At 69.1% G+C, this 13,298-nt stretch carries 11 protein-coding genes; 2 read left to right on the top strand and 9 right to left on the bottom strand.

The window, feature by feature from the left end:
• Positions 1–103: 103 nt before the first annotated feature.
• Positions 104–1,633 carry a GMC family oxidoreductase gene (locus tag ABJF88_01530; protein ID MEP0545590.1) on the bottom strand — a complete coding sequence of 510 codons (1,530 nt, stop codon included), beginning with the start codon at positions 1,631–1,633 and terminating at the stop codon, positions 104–106.
• Positions 1,634–1,649: 16 nt separating this feature from the next.
• Complete coding sequence (locus tag ABJF88_01525; protein ID MEP0545589.1) at positions 1,650–2,567, bottom strand: SDR family oxidoreductase; 918 nt, start codon at positions 2,565–2,567, stop codon at positions 1,650–1,652.
• Between the two features lie 196 nt (positions 2,568–2,763).
• Here ABJF88_01525 and ABJF88_01520 point away from each other — a divergent pair, with 196 nt between their 5' ends.
• Both ABJF88_01520 and ABJF88_01515 read left to right on the top strand, forming a co-directional pair.
• Complete coding sequence (locus tag ABJF88_01520; GenBank protein MEP0545588.1) at positions 2,764–3,216, top strand: hypothetical protein; 453 nt, start codon at positions 2,764–2,766, stop codon at positions 3,214–3,216.
• A 19-nt stretch (positions 3,217–3,235) separates the two neighbouring features.
• On the top strand, positions 3,236–4,768 hold the full coding sequence (locus ABJF88_01515; protein ID MEP0545587.1) for a M36 family metallopeptidase: 1,533 nt from the start codon (positions 3,236–3,238) through the stop codon (positions 4,766–4,768).
• A 70-nt stretch (positions 4,769–4,838) separates the two neighbouring features.
• Here the strand turns inward: ABJF88_01515 and ABJF88_01510 are convergent, their stop codons facing one another.
• The 7 genes from ABJF88_01510 to glgA form a co-directional block, all read right to left on the bottom strand.
• Positions 4,839–6,101 carry an acyl-CoA dehydrogenase gene (locus tag ABJF88_01510; protein ID MEP0545586.1) on the bottom strand — a complete coding sequence of 421 codons (1,263 nt, stop codon included), beginning with the start codon at positions 6,099–6,101 and terminating at the stop codon, positions 4,839–4,841.
• 235 nt (positions 6,102–6,336) lie between these two features.
• Positions 6,337–6,651: a 4Fe-4S ferredoxin gene (locus tag ABJF88_01505; GenBank protein ID MEP0545585.1), complete on the bottom strand. Its 315-nt coding sequence runs from the start codon at positions 6,649–6,651 to the stop codon at positions 6,337–6,339.
• 113 nt (positions 6,652–6,764) lie between these two features.
• Complete coding sequence (locus tag ABJF88_01500) at positions 6,765–8,090, bottom strand: FAD-dependent oxidoreductase (GenBank protein MEP0545584.1); 1,326 nt, start codon at positions 8,088–8,090, stop codon at positions 6,765–6,767.
• 186 nt (positions 8,091–8,276) lie between these two features.
• Positions 8,277–9,263: an electron transfer flavoprotein subunit alpha/FixB family protein gene (locus tag ABJF88_01495; protein MEP0545583.1), complete on the bottom strand. Its 987-nt coding sequence runs from the start codon at positions 9,261–9,263 to the stop codon at positions 8,277–8,279.
• 91 nt (positions 9,264–9,354) lie between these two features.
• A complete protein-coding gene (locus ABJF88_01490; GenBank protein MEP0545582.1) occupies positions 9,355–10,104 on the bottom strand; it encodes an electron transfer flavoprotein subunit beta/FixA family protein in 750 nt (249 codons plus the stop codon).
• Positions 10,105–10,224: 120 nt separating this feature from the next.
• A complete protein-coding gene (gene pgm / locus ABJF88_01485; GenBank protein MEP0545581.1) occupies positions 10,225–11,880 on the bottom strand; it encodes a phosphoglucomutase (alpha-D-glucose-1,6-bisphosphate-dependent) in 1,656 nt (551 codons plus the stop codon).
• 102 nt (positions 11,881–11,982) lie between these two features.
• On the bottom strand, positions 11,983–13,209 hold the full coding sequence (gene glgA / locus ABJF88_01480) for a glycogen synthase (protein MEP0545580.1): 1,227 nt from the start codon (positions 13,207–13,209) through the stop codon (positions 11,983–11,985).
• Positions 13,210–13,298: the final 89 nt, after the last annotated feature.

The raw sequence follows: 13,298 nt of genomic DNA, 5'->3' as shown, positions 1-13,298 counted from the left end.
GGTATCCGCTCAAGCGGCAAAGGCGGCGGGGCCTCCGGGCTCCGCCGCCTCTGCTTTTTATTGGTGCATTTTACAGCCGGGATGAAGCTCCCGAGCTACGGGCTCAGAGCACGTCGGCGGCGAGGTGGTCGGCGATGCGGTAGGCGTTCGCTACGATCGTCAGCGTCGGGTTCGTGGCGGCGCTGGAGGGGAAGACGCTGGCGTCGGCGATGAAGAGGTTGGCGAGGTCGTGCGCGCGGCCGTTCGGGTCCACGACGCCGTCGGCGGGGTCGGCGCTCATCCGGGCGGTGCCGCACTGGTGGTTCATCACGCGCAGCGGCATCGGCACGCGGAAGAATTGGTCGAAGCCGACTGTGCGGAGCACGGCTTCGAACCGGTCCATCAGCCGGACGTGGGAGGCCTCGTTCGTGAGCCGGTAGTCGATCTCGATCTGGCCGTCGGGGCTGAGGCGAACGCGGTTCTCCGGCAGCGGGAGGTCCTCGCTCTGCACCCACCAGTCGAGCGAGTGAGCGGAGAAGCGGTGTGCCTCCTCGGCGTCCATCCCGAGGTCGGGGCCGATCATCTCGGGGAGGTGCTTGCCCATGAGGTGGACGTGGCCGAGCGGCCACGGGTCCCCGTGTGCGGCGTCGCCGTCGCCCCGGTAGTAGTCGTTGAGCGCGAGGGTTTTTTGGAAGTAGGTCTCGTTCGGGATGCCCATGTCGGCGGAGTAGAACTTCGTCGTGACGTGGCGCATGAAGTGGCGCCCGACGCGGCCCGAGCTGTTCGCTACCTCAGAGCGGAGGAGCAACGCCGCCGTGTTCACCGCGCCGCACGCGAGCACGACGACATCCGCCGTGAACTCGGTCGGCTTCCCGTCGACGATGGCTTCGACGCGGGCGACCTCTCGGCCGCTCGCCGAGGGGACGAGCCGCGTGACGGTGACGCCGGTGCGGAGGCGTACGTTGTCGAAGGCGAGCGCGGGGCGGACGCCGCAGGTCTCGGCATCGGCCTTGAGGAGCGTCGGGTCGGGGTAGCCGTCGAACGTCTCGGCGCCCTGCGAGCGGAACAGCTCGCGGAGGATGAACGGCCCGGCGTTTTCGTTCTCGTGATTGCGGACGACGCCCATCGGGAGCGCGAACGGGCGGAGGCCGGCGCCGCGCAGCCGCTCGGCCACGTCGCCGACACGGGCGGAGTGCGGGATCGGTCCGTGGGGGAACGGGGGGGCGGGCGGCTCCGTCGGGTCCGAGTCGCGGTCGCCGTGGACGGAGTAGTCGGCCTCGGCGCGGTCGTAATACGGGGCGAGGTCGGCGTAGGAAATCGGCCACGCGGGCGAGGGGCCGTCCTCGGTCTGGACGAGGCCGAAGTCCTCCTCGCGGAGGCGGAGCATGGCCGCGCCGTAGGCCTTCGTGTTGCCGCCGACGTGGTAGTACATCGAGGCGCGGAAGTCGAGGCCGGAGAGCCCGTCGCGCCAGCGGTCCTCGGTCTTGTAGCGCTCCTGCTGGTAGACGAGCGCGGGGCTCCAGTTCTCGGCCTCGCGCGGGAGGAAGCCGCCGCGTTCGACGAGCAGGATCCGCTTGCCCGTCGGCGCGAGGGCGCGGGCAATCGCGCCGCCGCCGGCCCCGGCACCGATGATGAGAACGTCCGCGTGCGTCATAGCGAAGGGGGTGCGATCAGCCCGACCACGGCTCTTGGAAGGCGGGGTAGAGCGTGAGCCCGCCGTCGACGAAGAGCGTCTGGCCGGTCATGTACGTCGCGGCGTCGGAGGCGAGGAACGCGATCATCCGGGCGATCTCCTCGGGCTCGGCTACGCGCTTCATCGGGACGTGGTCGGCGACGACCTGCCGGAGCGCCTCGTCGTGGCGCCACGCGTCGTTGATAGCGGTGGAGGTGGCGCCCGGCCCGACGGCGTTGACGCGGATGTGGCGCGAGGCGTACTCGAGCGCGAGCGACTGCGTCAGCCCCTTCATCCCGAACTTGCTGATGGCGTACGAGGCGAACTCGGGCCGCGGGATCTGCTCGTGCACGCTCGACACGTTGACGATCACGCCGGGCCGCTCGGCCGTGCGCGGCGCGTCGACCCACTGGCGGAGCGCAGCGCGGGCGCAGAGGAACGCCCCGCGCAGGTTCACCGCGAGCACCCGATCGAAGTCGTCGATCTCGACCTCGTGCGTCGGGCCTTTGATCTGGATGCCGGCGTTGTTGACGAGCACGTCGAGTCCGCCGAACGCGTCCGTCGTGCGGGCGAACATTGCCTCGACGTCGTCGGCGTCGGAGACGTCGGCGCGGACGGTGAGGGCGAGGAGCGCGCCGTCGTCGCCGACGAGGCGGGCGTCGTCGCCGTCGGTTTCGACGAAGGCGGTGAGGGCGGGGGCGCCGTCGCCGGAGGGCACGGCGGAGGCGAACGCGAGCGCTTCGGCGGCACGGTGGAGCGTGTCGCGGGCGGCGTCGAAGTCGTCGCGCTCGGGGTAGTTGACGGCAACGCGGGCGCCGCGCTGGACGAGTTCGACGGCGGTGGCGCGGCCGATGCCGCTGGAGGCGCCCGTGACGAGCACGGCGCGGCGGTCGAGGTCGGCGAGAGGGGAGAGCACAGGGAGGGGGGATAGGTGGAAGGGCGGCGAGTACGGTGGGGCGGAGGGGATCGTTCCTTGTTGCGACAACTAAGCGCCCGAAGCAGCGGACTATCCGGTCAATGCCGCAAAAATTGATACGACCTCCGAACCTGCTCGGTCGAGGTATCGGCTGCGGCGTGTATCATGCAGCGCACCTCCACTCACCCGGCCTCTTATGCTGCTGCTCAAGTACGTCTTCGTCATCCTCCACATCACGACGGCCGCCGCGTGGTTCGGCCTCGCGCTCCGGCTGACGGGGCAGGCGCGGAACGTCGCCGCCGCGGAGCCGTCCGCCGCCACGGCCCTCGCCGCCGACGGCGCGCACACGGTCAAGCTGCTCGGCATCTTCAGTGTGCTGACGTTCGTGTTCGCGTTCGTTACGTTCTCGGTCGGCATCGCGGGCGGCGCGTCGTACGGGTGGCCGTATCACACGGCGCTGACGCTCATCCTCGTGCTCATCGGAGTGACCTACGGCCTCATTCGGCCGGGCTGGAAGGCGCTCCAACGCGGCGACGCCGGGGCGCAGAAGCGCGTGGCGATGGGCACGGGCATCGGCCACCTGCTGTGGCTCACGCTCCTTATTTTGATGTACTGGACGCAGCTCTCCGTCGCCATCGCCTCCCTCTGAGGTCTGACCGTCGCCGCCCATGTCGTGCGCCTCCCGCCGTGCCGCCCTCGCCCTCTGCGTGCTCGTCGGCGCGGCGGGCGCGAGGGCGCAGGAGGCGACGTACCGCGTCTACCCGGCCCCGGTCGAGAGCCCGACCCACACCGAACCCGCCCCGCCGGCGGATGCCCGCGCCCTCGTCGCCGACCCCGCCGATCCGAGCGCTTCGCCCTTCGGCTGGCACGACACCGATGGCACCCCCGGCCCCGAGTTCACGACGACGGAGGGCAACAACGCCGTCGTCTATTTCGGCGAGCCGGACGGCGTCGCGGACGGCGGGCCGACGCTGGGGTTCGACTTCCCCCTCGCCCTCGCTGACGGGCCGAGCGGGTACGTCGACGCGGCCCTCACGAACCTGTTCTATTGGACTAACTACGCCCACGACGTGCTCTACGCCTACGGCTTCGACGAGGCGGCGGGCAACTTTCAGGAGAACACGTACGGCCGGGGCGGCGTCGGCGGCGACCCGGTCCGCGTCGAGTTGACGGAGGGGACGGGAAACGTCAGCTTCTTCACGCCGCCCGACGGAAGTCGCCCGCGGCTGCGGCTCGCGCTCGCGCCCCTCGGCGATCCGCTGCGGCATGGCGCGTACGACAATGGGCTCGTCGTGCACGAGCTCGCACACGGCCTTTCGACCCGACTTACGGGCGGCCCCTCGAACTCGGGCTGTCTCTCGAATGCCGAGCAGATGGGCGAGGGTTGGAGCGACTACTACGCCCTCATGCTCACGATGCGGGACGCCGACGCGCGGACGGACGCGCGCGGCTTCGGGACCTACGCCCTCGGCGAGCCGCCCGACGGCCCCGGCTCCCGCCCCGCGCCCTATTCGACGAGCTTCGCCGTCAACGACTTCACGCACGGCGACATCGCCACGCTTTCGGTTCCGTCCGGCGTCGGCTTCGTCTGGGCGACGGTGCTGTGGGAGATGACGTGGGACCTCGCCGATGCGCACGGGTTCAGTCCCGACTTGCTCGACGGCGACGGGAGCGCGGGGAATCAGGTCGCCCTCCAGCTCGTCACCGAGGCGATGAAGCTGCAGCCGTGCAGCCCCGGCTTCGTCGACGGCCGCGACGCCATCCTCGCCGCCGACGACGCGCTACACGACGGGGCGAACCACGACCTCCTCTGGGCGGCATTCGCCCGGCGTGGGCTCGGCTTCTCCGCCGCGCAGGGCTCGTCGGCGTCCACTGCCGACAACATCGAAGCCTTCGACTTGCCCCCCGCGACGGACGGCGAACCGGAGTCTGCGCTGCCGAGACTCGTGCTCGACCCCGTTACCCCGAACCCCGCGTTCGGGGACGCGCGTGTCGGCTACGCGCTGACAACGCCCGGTCCCGTCCGGCTCACCGTGTTCGACGTGCGCGGGCGAACCGTCGCCGTGTTGGCTGATGGCGTGCGCGGCGCGGGACGGCACGCGGAGCGGTTGGACACGCGGACTTGGGCGAGCGGCGTGTACCTCCTCAGGCTCGAAGCTGGCGGGACTGTGCAGACGCGGCGCTTCACCGTCGTACGCTGACGCCGGAGAAAACGAGAGCGGGGGCGCCGCTTGTCGCAACGCCCCCGCTTCGATTTCAAGCTCGTTGGTGCTACTCCGCCGTAGCGAGCTCTTTCGCGGGCTGCGGGGCGGCGGCCTGCGCCTCGGGCATGTCGTTGCCGCGCGGCATGAACGACTGGAGGCCCGTGATCTCGCGGCCGAGGATGAGGCCGTGGATATCGTAGGTCCCCTCGTAGGTGTTCACCGATTCGAGGTTGACCATGTGGTGGATCACGCGGTACTCGCCCGTGATGCCGTTGCCGCCCAACATGTCGCGCGCAACGCGGGCGATTTCGAGGGCCTTGCCGACGTTGTTGCGCTTGGCGAGCGAGATCATCGCCGGGGCCGCCTTGCCCTCGTCCTTCAACTGGCCGAGCCGCCACGCGAGGAGTTGCATCTGCGTGATCTCGGTGAGCATGTTCGCGAGCTTCGTCTGCACGAGCTGGTTCGCCGCGAGCGGGTAGCCGAATTGCTTGCGTTCGCCCACGTACTGCCGCGCCCGCTGGTAGCAGTCCTCAGCCGCACCGATGGCGCCCCACGCGATGCCATAGCGCGCGTTGTTGAGGCACGAGAACGGGCCTTTGAGCCCGCGGATCTCGGGGAAAACATTGGCGTCGGGCACAAACACATCGTCGAAGACCATCTCGCCGGTGATGCTCGCGCGCAGCGACATCTTGTTGTGCGTCTTCGGCGCCGTGTAGCCGTCCATCCCTTTCTCGACGAGGAAGCCGCGGATCACGCCGTCCTCGCCGTCGCCCTTCGACTTCGCCCACACCACGCCGACGTCGGCAATCGGGGAGTTCGTAATCCACATCTTCGCGCCGTTGAGCACGAAGCCGCCGTCGACCTTCGTCGCCGTCGTCTCCATCGAGCCGGGGTCGGAGCCGTGGTTCGGCTCGGTCAGCCCGAAACAGCCGATCATCTCGGCACTCGCGAGCTTCGGGAGGAAGCGCTGACGCTGCTCCTCGGTCCCGAACGCGTGGATCGGGTACATCACGAGCGACGACTGCACGGACGCGAACGAGCGGTAGCCGCTGTCGACGCGCTCTAGCTCGCGGGCGATGAGGCCGTAGGCGGTGTAGCTCGCGCCGAGGCCGCCGTACTCCTCGGGGATCGTCGCGCCGAGCAGGCCCATCTCGGCGACTTCGCCGGGGATCTCGGGGTGGAAGACCTCGTCTTGGTTGCCCTCACACGCGCGCGGCTCCAGGTTCTGCTGCGCGTAGTCGCGGGCGGACTGCATGATGAGCCGGTCTTCCTCGTTCAGCATCTGCTCGAAGAGGAACGCGTCGTCGGTGTTGAAGTGGTGCTTCGCCATGGGTTGTTGGTCCTTTGTCAGTAGTCCGTTGTCGTCCGGGCGGCGGATTGAAAGATACATCCGTCTTTTCGTGTCATCCTGAGCGGAGGACCGTAGGTCCGTAGTCGAGGGATCTTTCCGGGAAATGTCGTTCTAGTCTGTCGGGGCCATGCCCGAAGAGATGGGCTTCGCCGAGCCTTCGGGTTCTTCGGCTCGCTTTGCTCGCTCAGGATGACACGAGCGAAAGCCAGCGCAATCATCCCAAATTCCAGTTTACGCCGCGGCCGACCTCGGGGTCGGGGTAGCTCCACGCGACGGCGCTCTGGTCGCAGGCGTACATGCAGGTGCCGCACTCGATGCAGTCCTCGAACTGGAAGTGCACCTGGTTCATTTCGTCGAGCGTGTAGCAGTTGGCCGGGCAGACGTACGTCGTGCACTTGTGCGGGCACACCGAGTTGCAGATGGCGGTGTCGACGAGGATGTGCGGCTTGGCCTCGGCGCGGCCCTGGTTGCGGTAGGCGACCTTGCCCAGCCGCTCGGCGATGCTCAGGGTTTTTACGTCTTCGGGCATGGGAAGCTGGAGCGTTCAGGAAGAAGTTGTCATTGCGAGGAGCGCAGCGACGCGGCAATCTCCTTCGGACTGCTAATGCGGGGAGATTGCTTCGCTGCGCTCGCAATGACAAGTTACAGGGCGCGGGCGGCGCGGGAGCCGAGCTTGACGAGGTCCCAGTAGCTCATGTGCTCGCGGCGCACGTCGCGGAGGATCTGGTACGCCTTGCGCGTCGGCTGGTTGTCGACGGTGAAGAACTCCCGGCCAAAATCGCAGACCATGCGCGGGACGGCGGTGAACATCGCGGGGTTGTGGAGCACCTGCACGGCCTGCTGGAAGCCGCGGAGGTCCTGCATCACGTACGAGTTTTCGAGCGCGGCGCGGTAGTGCTGGAGGAACGCCGCGCTGAAATTCCCCGCGCCCTTCGCTTCGAGCACGGTCTCGGCGGCGAGGATGCCCGAGCGCATCGCGTAGTCCATCCCCTGAATCGCGCGGCCCGCGTTGAGCACGAGGTTCGCCGCCTCGCCTGCCACGAGCACGCCGTCGGCGTAGACCTCGCGCGGCATCACGCGCATGTCGCCCGTCGAGACGACTTTGGCGCTGTATTCGAGCACCTCGCCGCCGCGGATCGTATCGGCGACGGCGGGGTGGGTCTTGAACTGGTTGAGGAGGTCGTACGGCTTGAGCCCCGAGCCGCGTAGGTCGGCCATGCCGAGCACGAGGCCGATCGAGACGGAGTCGGTATTCGTGTAGAGGAAGCCGCCGCCCTCGACGCCGCCGCTCGCGTAGCCGACGAACTCGTTCGTCATCCCGCTCCGGCCGTGCAACTGGAACCGGTCTTCGAGCACGTTCTGGTCGAACCGGATCACCTCTTTCACGCCGACGGCGAGCCCTTCGGCAGGGACATAGTCCGTCTGCAACCCGACCTGCCGCGTCAGCAGGTTGTTGACGCCTTCGGCGAGGATGACGCAGTCGGCGTAAAAGGCGTCGTCGCCCGCGCGGATGCCGACGACTTTGCCGTCTTCCTTGATCACCTCGCGCACGAGGATGTCGGTGGCGAGGAGCGACTCGTCGGCGACGGCGCTGGCGTCGATGGCCTCCTGCACTTTGCCCGCGAGCCACGCGTCGAAGCGGGAGCGGAGGACGGTGACGCCGGAATAGGGCGGCGTGTTGAAGTGGTCGGACTTGAAGTCGAGCGAGAACGACGCGCCGTCGTCCATGAACGTGAGGCGGCGGTGGTTCACGAACCGGTCCCACCCGGCGTCCTCTTCCTCCCAATACTGCGGGACGAGGCGGGCGAGGTCGTGGCCCCAGAGCACGCCGCCGGAGACGTTCTTCGCGCCGCTCCACTCGCCGCGCTCGATGAGGAGGAAGCGGGCGTCGGCGCGCGCGAGCGTCATCGCCGCGCTGAGCCCGGCGATCCCGCCGCCGACGATGATGCAGTCGAATTTCTCGTCCATGCGGATGGGTTATGCTTCCCGGTTCACGCTAGCCATCCTGAGCGGAGCGCAGCGGAGTCGAAGGATCTCTCAGGAGCAGGAGGTTCATGACGGAGGTTGCGGCCGAGGGGGCGGTACGTAGAAACGCAGGGGCCGAACAGATCCCTCGGCAGGCTCGGGATGACAGGGGAGACGGAGGCGGGGAGTTCAGGCGGCGTTGGCTTTCTTGAGTTCCTCGATGAGTGGCGGCAGCACTTTGTAGAGGTCGCCGACGATGCCGTAGGTCGCCACGTCGAAGATCGGCGCGTCGGGATTCGAGTTGATGGCGACGATGATGCGGCTGTTGGTCATCCCGGCGACGTGCTGGATCGCGCCCGAGACGCCGACGGCGAAGTACACGTCCGGCGAGACGACTTTGCCGGTCTGCCCGATCTGCGCCGTCGCCGGAAACATCCCGCTCTCGACGACGGCCCGGCTCGCGCCGATCGCCGCGCCCGTCACCTCGGCCAATTCCTCGACGAGTCGCTTGCCCTCGTCGTCTTTCACCCCGCGCCCGGCAGCGACGACGACGCGCGCGTCGGAGAGATCGACCGCGCCGCCTGCCGCGGCGACGACCTCGCGGAGCGTCTGCCGGACCGTGCTCGCGTCGCTCTCGAACACGACGGTCTCGACGGTGGGCTGCACGGGCGCTTCTTCGTCGGTGTACGAGCCGGAGCGGACGGAGACGAGCACGGGCGATCCGTCGCCGGCCTCGGCCCGCGTGCGCGCCATGAACTTCGCCGCCATCACGGGGCGAAGCGCTTCCACCGCGCCGTCGCTCACGTCGAACTCCGCCACGTCGGCGAGGGCTGCGCCGCCCGTCCGCACCGCGAGCGCGCCGAGCACGTCTTTCACACCTTCGGACGACGGGAACGCGACGACGGCCGGCTGCGCGAGCTCGATGACCGTGGTGAGGGCGGCGAGCACGGGCGGGTTGAGCGCGTGGTCGAAATCGGGCGAACTGACGGCGTAGACCGTTGCCGCGCCGTAGCGCCCGGCGGCCTCGGCGAACGTTTCGGCGTCGGGCGCGAGGACGACGGCGGCGAGGTCCCACCCCTGCGCCTCGGCGATCTGCCGGCAGCGGGTGAGCACCTCGAACGAGGCGCGGGTGGGCTTACCGCCCGAGACGGCGACGTAGCTGAGGATCGTGGGCATGAGGAAAGGGAAAAGGGTGAAGGGAAAAGGGGAAAAGGAAGAGGACGGCGCGGGGTCGCTTCCGCTCTTCCTTTCATTCGCTCTTCCGCTCTTACAACACGCTCGCGTCGTGGAGCTTGCGGACGACGGCGGCGGCCTGCTCGGTGGGCTCGCCGTCGAGCTTCTGGCCGGGCTCGCGCGAGGGGACGGGCTCGTAGCGGAGGACGCGGACCGAGGCGGCGGGGAGGTCGGCGACGGGCTGCGTGTCGATGGTCTTTTTCTTCGCCGCCATGATCCCCTTGAGGTTCGGGATGCGCGGGTCGTTCATGTCGTTCGAGCACGTCACGAGGCACGGTGTCGGGAGCGCGATGATCTCCTGCCCGGCGTCGCCCTGCCGCGTCACGACGAGCGTGCCGTCCTCGGCCGCGAGGCCGACGGCGTTCGTGGCGTAGGGCAGCCCGAGCCGCTCGGCGAGCATGGAGCCCGCGAGCCCGGCATCGGTGTCCTGCGCCTGCTTGCCGGTGGCTATCACGTCGTAGGCGTGCCCGTCGAGGTGGCGGGCGAGGAGCGCGGAGACGGCGCCCGAGTCGAGTTCGGCATCGTCTGCCACGACGAGGTGCGTGCCGCGCGCCGCGCCCATCGCGAGGGCTTTGCGGACGGTCTCCGCCGCCTTCTCGGGGCCGATGAGGAGCACGTCGACCTCGCCGCCGTGGGCGGCCGTCAGCACGAGGGCTTCTTCGACGGCGCTCGCGTCGTAGGCGTTGAGGACGGCGCGGCCGGCGTCCATCACGAGCTCGCCGCCGCGGATCTGGATGGGCGCGGAGACGTCGGGGACCTGCTTGATGCAGACGCAGAACTTCATGGGAACGGCGAGGGTCGGGGAGGGGACACGGAGCGTGCGGAAGGTAACGACGGTCGCCCGCCGAACCGTCGAATTATGGGCAAAAGTCCGCGTGTATTCCCGTCTAGGCCCCGCTCGGCCTCACGTTGCGCCCGCCCGCGCGAACGCGCTGCTCACGATCTCCTTGGCTTCGCTCTGAAGCTGCGCGAGGTGGTCCTCGCCCCGGAAGCTCTCCGCGTAGATCTTGTAGATGTCCTCCGTCCCCGACGGCCGCGCGGCGAACCACCCATTCTCCGTTACCACCTTCAGTCCGCCGATCGACGCGCCGTTGCCGGGCGCCTCGGTCAGCTTGGCGAGGACGGGCTCACCCGCGAGCGTGTCGGCGTCGACGGCGTCGGGCGAGAGCTTTTTGAGCGCGGCCTTCTGCGCGCGCGAGGCGGGGGCGTCGGTGCGCTGGTAGACGGGGCTGCCGAAGCGGTCTTCGAGCGCCGCGTAGTGTTCGCCGGGGTCTTTCCCCGTGACGGCCGTGATCTCGGCGGCGAGGAGGGCGAGGAGGATGCCGTCCTTATCCGTCGTCCACACCGATCCGTCGCGGCGGAGGAACGAGGCTCCGGCGCTCTCTTCGCCGCCGAAGCCGTAGTCGCCCGAGACGAGCCCCTCCACGAACCACTTAAACCCGACGGGCACCTCGGCGAGCCGCCGGCCGAGCGATTTCGCCACGCGGTCGATCATCGACGATGAGACGAGCGTCTTGCCAATCGCGGCGTGCTCGGGCCAGTCCGGCCGGTGCGAGAAGAGGTACTGCACGGCGACGGCGAGGTAGTGGTTCGGGTTCATCAGCCCGGTCGTCGGCGTGACGATGCCGTGGCGGTCGAAGTCGGGGTCGTTGCCGAAGGCGATGTCGTAGCGGTCCTTCAGCTCGACGAGTCCGGCCATCGCGGCGGGCGACGAACAGTCCATCCGAATCTTGCCATCCTTGTCCACGCGCATGAATGAGAACGTGGGGTCCACATGCGGATTCACGACGGTGAGATCCAGGCCGTACGTCTCGGCGATGGGCTCCCAGTACGCCACGCCCGCACCGCCCATCGGATCGGCGCCGATCCGGAGGTCGGACGCGTGCACAGCGTCGAGGTCGAGCACGCTTCGGAGGTCGTCGACGTAGGGGCGGACGTAGTCGTGCTCGTGCGTGGTGTCGGCCTTCAGCGCGCGGGCGAGCGGCATCCGCTGCACGCCGTCGAGCCCGGCGCGGAGGAGGTCGTTCGCGCGGTTCTCGATCGCGGAGGTGGCCTCGGTGCCGGCGGGGCCGCCGGAGGGCGGGTTGTACTTGATGCCGCCGTCCTCGGGCGGGTTGTGGCTCGGCGTGAGGATGAGCCCGTCGGCGAGCCCACTCGTCCGGCCGTCGTTATACGTGAGGATGGCATGGGAGATGACGGGCGTCGGCGTGTACCCGCGCGCCGATTGGATCATCGTCTCGACCCTGTTCGCCGCGAGCACTTCGAGCACGGAGCCCCACGCCGCCTCGGAGAGCGCGTGCGTGTCGATCCCGACGAAGAGCGGCCCGTCCGTGCCTTCCGCCTTCCGGTACTCGCAGACGGCCTGCGCGACGGCGAGGATGTGCGCCTCGGTGAAGCTCCCGTCGAGCGACGTGCCCCGGTGCCCGGACGTGCCGAACGCAACGCGCTGCGCCGGGTCGTCGAGGTCGGGCCGCGTCGTGTAATACGCCGCGACGAGGCGTGGGATGTTCGGGAGGAGCGAAGGCGGGACCGGCTGGCCGGCGAGTTCGTGGAGAGGCACGGGATCAGTGGACGGTGGACAGAGGACAGTGGACGGGGGGCACCGCGTCGCCACGGGCACCCGTAGGGGCAGACCCGCGTGTCTGCCCGGCCGAGGAACGGGTCAGCGGTCGAGCAGCGAGCGGTAGAAGTCGAGCGTCTGCTCGGCGATGCGGGCCCACGTGAATTGCTCCTCGACGCGGCGGCGGGAGGCGCGGCCCATGCGGTCGAGCCGGTCCGGGTCGCCGAGGAGGTCGTTGACGGCGGCGGCGAGGTCGCGGACGAACGCGTCGGGGTCGGCGGGCTCGGCGCTGTCGCCGCCCTCGGGCTCGAACGCGACGAGCGTGCCCGTCTCGCCGGGCACGACGATCTCGGGAATCCCGCCCACGGCCGAGGCCACGACCGGCGTCTCGCACGCCATCGCTTCGAGGTTGATAATCCCGAACGGCTCGTAGACCGACGGGCAGACGAACACGGCGGCGTGCGTGTAAAGCGTGATCACGTCGTCCTTCGGAACCATCTTCGGAATCCAGAGGATCGATGCGTCGGCCGTGCCTTTCGCCTCGGCGACGGCCGCTTCCATCTCCTTCTCGATCTCTTCGGTGTCCGGCGCTCCGGCGCAGAGGACGACCTGCAACGGCCCGTCGCTCTGGAGGTGCGGGATCGCGCGGACGAGGTGGAGGATGCCTTTCTGCCGCGTGATCCGCCCGACGAAGAGCACGAACGGGATGTCGGGATCGACACCGTATTGGCGGAGCACGTCGGCGTCGGGGCGCGGGCGGTACTGCTCGGGGTCGATACCGTTGTAGATCACCCGGATGCGGTCGTCGGGCACGTCGTAGAGCGCCTGCACGTCCTCCTTCATCGACTGCGAGACGGCGATCACGCCGTCAGCGTTCGCGTACGCCGTCCGCTCGATCCACGACGAGGCGTGGTAGCCGGTGCCGAGCTGCTCGACCTTCCACGGCCGGTGCGGCTCGAGGGAGTGCGTCGTGAGGACGAGCTTCGCGCCGGTGAGCTGCTTCGCCAGCATCCCCGCGAAGTGGCTGTACCACGTGTGCCCGTGCACGATGTCCGCGTCGCCGACGGCCCCGGCCATCGCGAGGTCGCGGACGAGCGTGTCCATCAGCTTGGCGTGGCGCGGGTCGCGCACCGGAATGTTGGCCGCCGATTGGATGCCGCGCACGCGGAGGTTGCCGTCGCGCTCGTCCTGCTCGCCGAAGCTGAGCACGTCGACGGCGTGCTTGCCGCCGTCGAGCCGGGCGAGCTCGCGCGTGAGGTACTCGACGTGGACGCCCGCGCCGCCGTAGACGTTCGGGGGGTACTCGTTCGTGAGGATCGTGATGTGCATGAGCGAAGGGGGTGGGGGCCGAACGGCGCTGGCTGAGGGGTCCTGAAGAGCTACAGGGTAAAGCAGAGGATGAAGAGAAAGGAGGGGGC

This window comes from Rhodothermales bacterium, assembly GCA_039944855.1.
GTDB lineage: Bacteria > Bacteroidota > Rhodothermia > Rhodothermales > JANQRZ01 > JBBSMX01.
This window is presented reverse-complemented; position numbering and strand designations above follow the sequence as displayed.